General features: G+C 55.6%; 8 protein-coding genes. 6 read left to right on the forward strand and 2 right to left on the reverse strand.

Going from position 1 to position 5,645, the window contains the following annotated elements; genetic code table 11:
* A partial coding sequence (locus H6F43_RS15450) for an oxidoreductase (RefSeq protein ID WP_190343618.1) occupies positions 1 to 674 on the reverse strand: 674 nt, incomplete at its 3' end.
* Between the two features lie 38 nt (positions 675 to 712).
* Positions 713 to 1,843, reverse strand: coding sequence for an alpha/beta hydrolase (locus H6F43_RS15455; RefSeq protein ID WP_190343619.1), 1,131 nt, complete (start codon positions 1,841 to 1,843; stop codon positions 713 to 715).
* Positions 1,844 to 2,079: 236 nt separating this feature from the next.
* On the opposite strand from H6F43_RS15455, the gene H6F43_RS15460 reads away from it, so the two are divergent.
* The 6 genes from H6F43_RS15460 to H6F43_RS15485 form a co-directional block, all read left to right on the forward strand.
* Positions 2,080 to 2,967 carry a Uma2 family endonuclease gene (locus H6F43_RS15460; RefSeq protein ID WP_190343620.1) on the forward strand — a complete coding sequence of 296 codons (888 nt, stop codon included), beginning with the start codon at positions 2,080 to 2,082 and terminating at the stop codon, positions 2,965 to 2,967.
* 55 nt (positions 2,968 to 3,022) lie between these two features.
* A protein-coding gene (gene prfB, locus H6F43_RS15465) for a peptide chain release factor 2 (protein ID WP_190343625.1) occupies positions 3,023 to 4,136 on the forward strand; the annotation gives its coding sequence in 2 pieces (ribosomal slippage) (positions 3,023 to 3,094 and positions 3,096 to 4,136; 1,113 coding nt in all).
* A gap of 3 nt (positions 4,137 to 4,139) precedes the next feature.
* On the forward strand, positions 4,140 to 4,403 hold the full coding sequence (locus H6F43_RS15470; RefSeq protein ID WP_190343621.1) for a DUF2584 family protein: 264 nt from the start codon (positions 4,140 to 4,142) through the stop codon (positions 4,401 to 4,403).
* Between the two features lie 16 nt (positions 4,404 to 4,419).
* A complete protein-coding gene (locus H6F43_RS15475; RefSeq protein ID WP_190343622.1) occupies positions 4,420 to 4,611 on the forward strand; it encodes a DUF3285 domain-containing protein in 192 nt (63 codons plus the stop codon).
* 12 nt (positions 4,612 to 4,623) lie between these two features.
* On the forward strand, positions 4,624 to 5,112 hold the full coding sequence (ybeY, locus tag H6F43_RS15480) for an rRNA maturation RNase YbeY (RefSeq protein ID WP_190343623.1): 489 nt from the start codon (positions 4,624 to 4,626) through the stop codon (positions 5,110 to 5,112).
* A gap of 219 nt (positions 5,113 to 5,331) precedes the next feature.
* A partial coding sequence (locus tag H6F43_RS15485) for a diacylglycerol kinase family protein (RefSeq protein ID WP_242025657.1) occupies positions 5,332 to 5,645 on the forward strand: 314 nt, incomplete at its 3' end.

Genomic DNA, 5,645 nt, shown 5'->3' on the forward strand with positions numbered 1-5,645 from the left:
GCTGGATCGCCTGGCTGCTTGCCGTCCATTTGCTCCATCCACTTGAGGAACTCGCCGCTTACCGGAGCGTACTCCTCGATCGTCTGGTCAGGAACCGCCAGCGATCGACCATTAAAGTCGGTGCGGAAAGCTCCTGGCTCGATAATAGTGACTTTAATACCCAGCGAGGCAACTTCCTTGGCCAGCGCTTCTGATATCGCTTCTAGCGCAAACTTAGTGGCGCAGTAGATGCCCGTTGCCCCAAACGCAACCAATCCGCCAACCGATGAAACATTCAGGATATGACCGCTACGCTGCTGGCGGAGAACTGGCAGCACTGCCCGCATCATATCCAGCGCCCCGAAGAGGTTGGTGTCAAACTGGCGGCGAATTGCCTCATCGCTGAGTTCCTCGATCGCGCCTAGCGAGCCGAACCCTGCGTTGTTCACCACCACGTCAATCCGAGCAAACGTGTCGATCGCCGTCTGAATCGCCGCGCGCACCTCTTGCGGATTGGTCACATCTAGCCGAATGGCTTTAACCGTCTGAGGATATTTTGCAACGAGGTCATCTAGTTGTTCTGGCTTGCGAGCGGTCGCGATGACGCGATAGCCGTGCTGAAGGACGGCTTCGGTCAGCGATCGTCCAAATCCCGTCGAACTGCCCGTAATCAACCAAACGTTCGCGTCATTCATAATGTCGATCCTTGGTAGTACTCAAAAGTTGCAGTCGGTTACAGCAGTCCTGGGTCAGAGGACGGCGATTTTCCGTTTAGATTGGGAACGATCAGCGATCGCACCGCTTCGGCAAATTGCGTGTGGCGCTCCATCAATCCCATGTGCCCCGCCGGATGCAAAACCACCAGTTCCGCCTGAGGCAAATCGGCACTCATGCGCTGGTGGGCAGGCAGCACGGTTGCAATATCGGACTGACCAACGATCACCAGTACGGGAACGTCGATCGTCGGCAGCGTAGCTGTCTCATCGTAGCGAAGCATTGCTAAAGCACCTCTGGCAAGCACTCCGGGCGACGCCATCAGTCCGAGGCGCGTAGCAAAGTCGAGTTGTCCACGAGTTTCCCGTCCGGTGAAGCCGGACAGTTCCGTAGTCAGATGCATTGAGCCATTGAGGTAGCTCAAGCCGCTGATCAGCCAGAGCAGCGGAGATAGGGCGATCGTCACATACAGCAACGGCTCAATGACTGGCTTCTGCAACGCACACAAGAGCCGACTCAGAATCGCCGTTTTAAGCGGATTGGTGTAGCTGGTATCGACCAAGACCAGTCCCGCCACGCGCTGGTTCAGATGCTCTGGAAACAAGCGGCAAAACGTCAAAATAATCATGCCGCCCATGCTGTGACCAAGCAAAATCGCAGGCTGTTCAGCCAGAGACAGCACGGCTTCTAAGTCGTGGGCATACTTCTCTAGCGAATAGTCTCGATTCTTTGGCTTGGTCGATTTGCCCAGTCCCGGCAGATCCCAGACGATCAGGCGAAATCGATCGGCAAGCTGCTGTTTGGCGTAGTACCAGACGGTGCTGTTGGGTCCCCAGCCGTGAATCAAAATCAGCGGCGGCGCGCTGGGAGAACCGTAAAACTCAACGTGGATTTCGCTACCGTCAGGACGAGTTAGCCGTTGGGTGTCAGAACTCCGCACTTGCTTGGGTTCGTTCTTGCCGAAACGCCGCAGCAGCGTCAGGGGGATAAACCCAACGAAGGACCACAGAACCATTCCCCACCCTAGAATGAGCCACGCGCGATCGATCAATTCCCGCTCGTACCATTCGTGCAGGATGTAGATGCCGCCGCCAAGAAGGGCAACTGCCAGCAGTCCCGCCAGCCAGCGAAACAGAAAATCCAAAGGCATGAACACGATACGGTTAATCCTTCTACAAAGAGTGACTCGCTGTGCTGACGATAGAAGCACGATCGCAGCGAGGTCAACGATCAAAAGGTAGAAGAAGTCCACGGCAGTTGATCCGCCAAAACTAGCCTCAAACTGGCGTTAGACGACGCAGCCCTCACCGATTCGGAGATCGTTGAGCAGGCTCGCACCCCGCGCATCAGGCACAATTTAAGAGAACCCTCTGCCAAGTCGCTGCAATGACTCGATTCTCGGTTCCTCAGAGCGAGCCGCCCCGATCGCCCAGACAGAGCCTTCCCACCATGTACGATCTGCCCAGCGAAGATCCAGAGGAGCCTGGTTTGCCGGATGAATTTCATGCTCTGCAGCCGCAACTGCTGACTCGCACCTTCCGCAGTCCGCGTCATTCCTCAGAACGACTCTTCATCGGCTCCGATCTCAATCTTTACTACAATGTGCGTCGCCCCTTGTGGTACAAGCGCCCTGACTGGTTTCTAGTCCTCGATGTCTCACGACTGTACGACGACACGGACCTGCGCTCTAGCTATGTGATGTGGCAGGAAGGCGTCCCTCCCTTTGTCGTGGTAGAACTGCTATCTCCGGGAACCGAAGCCGAAGATCTGGGCGAAAACGCTGCGTTAGAACCAGAGAGTGTGAGTGAGTCTGAGGCAACTGCGGCACCCGGCGAGCAAATTTCTACACAGAACGGACAGACGACCCAAGATACGCCGCCGCGCAAGTGGGACGTTTACGAGCAAATTCTTCGAGTTCCCTACTACATCGTGTTTAGCCGCTACACGAATCAACTGCGGTTCTTTCAACTAGTGGGTGGGCGCTATCAAGAACAGCCGCTAGACGCCAACAATCCCCGCATCTGGATGACTGATTTGGAGTTGGGTTTGGGGCTGTGGCAAGGCACGTTTGAGGGCATCACTCGCCAGTGGATGCGCTGGTTTGACGCGCACGGCGATTGGATTGCCACCGATGCAGAATGGGCACTAGAGCAAGCCGAGGAAGAACGACAGCGGGCAGAGGAAGAACGACAGCGGGCTAACCAAGCCGAGCAACAGCTTGAACAACTGCTGGCGAAGCTGCGCGATCGCGGCATTGATCCCGACTCCCTCTAAGACGGCTTCTCTCGCTAGAATCAAGAGTGCGACGACTGTAATGGAATGGATCGCCATGGAAACGCTAGAAATCAAACGCGAGATTGATCTGCTGTCTGACCGCCTGGGTAAAACCCAGGACTATCTTTGACGTACCTGCCCTAACCGCCAAAATTCAGGACCTAGAGCAGATTGCCGCACAGCCGGAGTTTTGGAACGACCAAACTACCGCTCAACAAACGCTTCAGGAACTCAACGACCTTAAATCCCACTTGCAGCAGTTTCAGCAGTGGAAAAGCAGTCTGGACGACGCCAAAACCGTTTTGGAACTGCTGGAGCTAGAAGACGACGCCAGCCTGCTGCAAGAGGCAGAATCTAACGTGACTCAGCTCCGCCGAGATTTGGACCAGTGGGAACTCCAGCAGATGCTGTCTGGTCCTTACGATGCCAAGGGTGCCGTCTTGAGCATTAATGCTGGAGCAGGGGGCACAGACGCGCAGGACTGGGCAGCGATGCTGCTGCGAATGTATACCCGCTGGGCAGAAGACCACGGCTACAAGGTCCACCTGACCGAGGAATCGGAAGGCGACGAGGCGGGCGTTAAATCGGCGACGCTGGAGATCGACGGGCGCTACGCCTACGGCTACTTAAAGTCAGAAAAAGGAACCCACCGCTTAGTGCGAATTTCGCCGTTTAACGCCAACGGCAAGCGTCAAACCAGCTTTGCAGGCGTGGAAGTGATGCCGCTGATCGACCAAACCGTTCAGCTAGACATTCCCGACAAAGACCTGGAAATTACCACCTCCCGTGCAGGCGGTAAGGGCGGTCAGAACGTCAACAAGGTGGAAACCGCTGTGCGGATTCTGCACGTTCCCACGGGCATTGCCGTGCGCTGTACCGAGGAGCGATCGCAGCTACAGAACAAGGAAAAAGCCCTCGTGATCCTGAAAGCCAAGCTGTTGATTATTGCTCAGGAGCAGAAAGCAAAGGAAATCGCCGACATCCGGGGTGACATGGTAGAAGCGGCTTGGGGTAACCAAATCCGGAACTACGTGTTCCATCCGTACCAGATGGTGAAAGACTTGCGGACGGGCACGGAAACAACGGCGATCGCTGACATAATGAACGGCGACCTCGATGCCTTCATTGAGTCGTACCTGCGCCAAGAAACCCAACTTGTAGAGGCGTAACCGATGGGAATGCCCTGCCAAGTCAACAGCATCGTGCGGCTGAAGCGATCGCAGGGCTACCCCGATCGGCTGACTCTGCATGAACAGCACCGCGTTGCCAAATCTGGCTATCGCATTTTTCCGCTGGATGTGCCCCTGCAACTGGTCGATGACGACTGGATCGCCCATGCCGATGTCGTGATTCGATCGCTGACCTGGGAAAATCAAACCACGACCCTTACCCTTGAAGTTGTGAGACTGTACGAGTCTCCGTTTGCGCTCAAATAGCCCATCTTAGAACCCTATGGAAACTCCCACTCCTGAAGCTCCACTAGAATCGCTCGAAACGCCGCAGACGACCGAACCGAAACCGAGCTACGTCAAACTCGCCATGCGGAATATGGTCCGCAAGCGGGGCACCTCACTCAAACACTTCGCGCTGACGACGATCGGGCTTCTTGCCGTGTTCGTCGGGCTAGCGTACCTAACTCGCTAGCGAGGCGTGATCGTGCACGTCGATGTCTATGTCCAGAACTCCGGTGAGGAGTCCACGCAAGCGACTCCTCACCTCCCTTTACCCGAAACGTGGCAAACCTGGTTCCAACACTGGTTAGTCGCTCTACAGCCGGATTTGTCGTCTGCGTATGAGCTGAGTTTGCGGCTGACAGACGATCGTGAAATTCAGGCGCTGAATCATCAGTACCGCCATCAGGACAAGCCCACCGATGTTCTGGCGTTTGCGGCTCTGGAAGTCGAAGCTCCGCTGCTAGAGGACGCCGAGCCGCTGTACCTGGGTGATATTGTGATTTCGATCGATACCGCAAAGCGACAGGCACAAGCGCAGGGACACGATTTGAAAACAGAACTCGCGTGGCTAGCGGCTCATGGGCTTCTGCACCTGCTAGGTTGGGATCACCCCGATGACGATCGCCTCGTGGAGATGCTAGACCAGCAACAAGCGCTTCTTCAGTCCGTTGGGCTAGATGTGAAGACTTGATAGACTTCTGTATGCGTTGTAGTGCAGGTTATACTATTCGGCAACCGTCCTCGGCATAATGAAGTAGCCCTCGGATTGCTGTCGCGCTTCGATGCTTCCAGGTGGTAGACGATCGCTCCAACGTCCTACACGCTTTGTCCCTGTTCATTCTTCTTATCCCCTATGCCACCAGAACTTTCCACAGGAACCTCCGATCACGCAAACGGCAAGATAGAGCAGATGCCATCGCTGAATCGGACGCTTTCGTGGCAGGTCGCGCCGAGCTTACTCATCAGCTTCAAATACGCTTGGGCGGGAGTTAGCTATGCCTTCCAGACGCAGCGGAACTTCCGCATCCACACGATTTTGGGTGGGCTAGCGATCGGATTAGGAATTGTGCTACAGCTGAACGCCGTTGATATGGCGGTCATTGGACTGACGATCGGGGCGGTGCTGGCGATGGAGCTGCTGAATACGGCGATCGAGTCCGTCGTCGATTTGACGGTGAAGCAGTCCTATCACGACTTAGCAAAAATTGCCAAAGACTGTGCAGC

This window comes from Leptolyngbya sp. FACHB-36 (genome assembly GCF_014695955.1).
Taxonomy (GTDB): domain Bacteria; phylum Cyanobacteriota; class Cyanobacteriia; order Leptolyngbyales; family Leptolyngbyaceae; genus FACHB-36.